3 protein-coding genes and 2 pseudogenes are annotated in these 2,587 nt (G+C 51.8%); all 5 read right to left on the bottom strand.

The annotated features are described in order from the left end of the window. Positions 1-51 precede the first annotated feature (51 nt). Positions 52-351 carry an IS3 family transposase gene (locus tag BBW68_RS00695; protein WP_070133583.1) on the bottom strand — a complete coding sequence of 100 codons (300 nt, stop codon included), beginning with the start codon at positions 349-351 and terminating at the stop codon, positions 52-54. Between the two features lie 74 nt (positions 352-425). Continuing rightward, positions 426-515 (bottom strand): annotated as a pseudogene (locus BBW68_RS19320) (IS200/IS605 family transposase); the annotation flags it as partial. Between the two features lie 160 nt (positions 516-675). Beyond that, on the bottom strand, positions 676-1,638 hold the full coding sequence (gene pfkA, locus BBW68_RS00700) for a 6-phosphofructokinase (protein ID WP_070133584.1): 963 nt from the start codon (positions 1,636-1,638) through the stop codon (positions 676-678). A 224-nt stretch (positions 1,639-1,862) separates the two neighbouring features. Then, a pseudogene (locus BBW68_RS00705) lies at positions 1,863-2,163 on the bottom strand (cation transporter dimerization domain-containing protein); the annotation flags it as partial. A 25-nt stretch (positions 2,164-2,188) separates the two neighbouring features. After that, a partial coding sequence (locus tag BBW68_RS00710) for an IS30 family transposase (RefSeq protein WP_148127481.1) occupies positions 2,189-2,587 on the bottom strand: 399 nt, incomplete at its 5' end.

The following is a 2,587-nucleotide window of genomic DNA, read 5'->3' on the forward strand; positions in this document are numbered from 1 at the left end:
CAAAAGTCTGGCACAACGCAGCGACCGGATACCTCGCTCTTAGCCTGTCGACTACCGTGAACCGTTGAGTGCGTCCGACATTAAGAGCGCCGTAGCCTTTTTTAGGATTTCGTTCTCCATTTCAAGGCGTTGTATTTTCTTCCTCGCCTCACGCAGCTCGAGCTGTTCTGGCGTCAGAGGAAGCCCGGCGGGCGTTTTCCCCTGGCGCTCAAGTCGCAGCTTATTCACCCAACGGGGGATAGCCGAATGGCTTACGTTAACTGCCTCTGCGGCCTTAACGTAGGTATAGCCGTGGTCGACAACTAACTTCGCCGCTTCGAGCTTAAATTCTGGCGTGAAATGTTTAGCCATTGGGTCACCTGTGGTGTTGGGAAGGTGAGAATATCACCTTCCGATCAGGTGGCCAGTATCAGTGTGCCACTACACCTAAGAATGCAAAATCGGTACTTGGGTGTCCATACGATATGATATTGACAACACCAGAGCACATGAGATGCTTTCTGGAATCTACTCATGGTTAAATCCTTATCAGTTATGGGGATAACAGATTCGGATTTTCCCATGAGTAGCATTATTGGCAGAGCCAACTTGTTGCTGACCACCTCCATAGGAGGGGTATTCATGCAGAGATAAAAAAGGCGCTGACCTGCGGCGCCTTGCTTTGATACAGGAAAATCAGTAAAGCTTCTTGGCGGTTTCCAGCCAGTCGCCTTTAAACGGACGCTTCATGTTCTCAATCGCGTCGATAATGTCGTGATGCACCATCTTCTCGTTCTGAATACCGACGCAGCGGCCACCGTAGCCCTGCAGCAGTAGCTCGATAGAGTAAGCGCCCATGCGGGAAGCCAGAATGCGGTCATAGGCAACCGGCGCACCGCCGCGCTGAATGTGGCCCAGCACCGTGGCACGGGTCTCGCGATTGGTCTCTTCTTCGATATATTTTGCCAGATCGTTGATATCGCAGATGTGCTCGGTAATCGCGACGATAGCGTGTTTTTTACCTTTGGCGATACCGGCTTTAATCTCGCTCACCAGTTCTTCACGGGTGTACGGATATTCCGGCAGCACGATAAACTCACAGCCACCAGCAATCGCAGCCGCCAGCGTCAGGTCACCACAGTAGCGGCCCATTACCTCAACGATAGAGATGCGCTGGTGTGATGAGGAGGTATCGCGCAGGCGGTCAATCGCTTCGACCACGGTTTCCAGCGCGGTGAAGTAGCCGATGGTATAGTCCGTACCGGCCACGTCATTGTCGATGGTGCCCGGCAGACCGATGCACGGGAAGCCCATCTCTGTCAGGCACTTGGCACCCATGTAGGAGCCGTCGCCGCCGATTACCACCAGCGCATCAATACCGCGCTTTTTCATGTTCTCAATCGCCACGGTGCGCACGTCTTCATTACGGAATTCCGGAAAACGCGCCGAACCGAGGAAAGTGCCGCCGCGGTTAATCATATCGGACACGCTATAGCGATCAAGATTGATCATGCAGTCTTCATACAAGCCCAGATAGCCGTCATAAATGCCACAAACTTCTAGTCCTTCACTGAGCGCGGCGCGAACCACACCACGGATTGCAGCGTTCATGCCTGGGGCATCACCGCCGCTTGTCAGTACACCGATTTTCTTAATCATGACAACCTCTGAACTTGTAGATGCAAATGTTAAATTCTGGACGCCGGAGCATAACGACGTACGCGAGCGAGATAAGCGACTAAATTAATGGCAATAATATATCAAACCCTGCCAGCTGAATTGATTCAGGTCAGGCAACATTCGGCTATTTTTTTTGCGTTACATCACGTTTTACGCAGTGTAGGCATGTAGGCAGTAACTATTTCATTTAAAAAGTTTTACAGCTAAAAACTTTCCTGACGCCCTTCGGGCACCACGGAGCAGGGATCCTGATGAATAATCACGTCAGAACCTAGAATTTTTTATAAGCGCCTGTTTAACTTGTTCGGCTACCTGATAAGCCGGGTACAACGGCAAGTGATCGTCCATTTCCAAATGCAGCTGAATAAAACGGGTGGGGTCAGATTGACGCGTGCCGATATCGTGGGTGCCCTGCACGCTAGGCCACGCGGCAACGATATCAATAATCGACTGATGTTCTTCCTCGAGCAGCGCCTGCACGGCTTCATAACCCATGCGCAGAGAGCGGATTCAAGTTTGAAGTGCAACGCTAAGCCGCCTGTTTTAGCTCTACAAAGACCACTGAAGGTTGCCGGAACCCAAGGCATTTCCGTGGCCTGCTATTCAGTGCTCCCTGGTACTTGCGGAGCTCGTCATCCGTCACTGCCGTCAGGTCAGTTCCTTTCGGGATAAACTGCCTCAACAACCCATTGGTGTTCTCCTTTAGCCCGCGCTGCCACGAGGCATATGGATGAGCGAAGTAGGTTTCCGCTTCCAACGCGTCAGCGACTTCCTTGTGCCGGGTAAACTCCCTGCCGTTGTCGAACGTGATTGTGTGACAGACGTCCTTATAGCCGCTCAGCATCGAGATAATAGCGGCGGCAACTTCGGCAGAGTCTTTAGAAAAAACCTTCTTCGTCAGATAAATACGGCTTTTACGTTCGACCAG

The organism is Candidatus Erwinia dacicola, from assembly GCF_001756855.1.
Lineage (GTDB): Bacteria > Pseudomonadota > Gammaproteobacteria > Enterobacterales > Enterobacteriaceae > Erwinia > Erwinia dacicola.